The 451-nt window shown below is 60.5% G+C and carries 1 protein-coding gene and 2 tRNA genes; all 3 read left to right on the plus strand.

Features of this window, described 5'->3' with window-relative positions:
- Nucleotides 1–9 precede the first annotated feature (9 nt).
- Nucleotides 10–85: transfer RNA gene (locus CWC18_RS20785), tRNA-Lys, on the plus strand.
- A gap of 32 nt (nt 86–117) precedes the next feature.
- A tRNA-Lys gene (locus CWC18_RS20790) sits at nt 118–193 on the plus strand.
- Nucleotides 194–245: 52 nt separating this feature from the next.
- The coding region (locus CWC18_RS20795) for a hypothetical protein (protein ID WP_212747755.1) at nt 246–451 on the plus strand (206 nt) is incomplete at its 3' end.

The following is a 451-nucleotide window of genomic DNA, read 5'->3' on the forward strand; positions in this document are numbered from 1 at the left end:
TATTAGAGCGGGTCATTAGCTCAGTTGGTAGAGCAGTGGACTTTTAATCCATTGGTCGATGGTTCAAGTCCATCATGACCCACCATTTTGCAAGTTAACTTAAGTGATTTTCAGAGCGGGTCATTAGCTCAGTTGGTAGAGCAGTGGACTTTTAATCCATTGGTCGATGGTTCAAGTCCATCATGACCCACCATAATTTGAATAAATTAATTTGCCAGATCGGAAGAGAGTAGTGTAAGGAAAGAGTGGATTCAATAGAGTATAACGCGCTGGTCGCCGATGGGTTAAAAAAAAAAAAAAGGGGGGGGGGGGGGGGGGGGGGGGGGGGGGGGGGGGGGGGGGGGGGGGGGGGGGGGGGGGGGGGGGGGGGGGGGGGGGGGGGGGGGGGGGGGGGGGGGGGGGGGGGGGGGGGGGGGGGGGGGGGGGGGGGGGGGGGGGGGGGGGGGGGGGG

The organism is Pseudoalteromonas aurantia, assembly GCF_005886875.1.
Lineage (GTDB): Bacteria > Pseudomonadota > Gammaproteobacteria > Enterobacterales > Alteromonadaceae > Pseudoalteromonas > Pseudoalteromonas aurantia_A.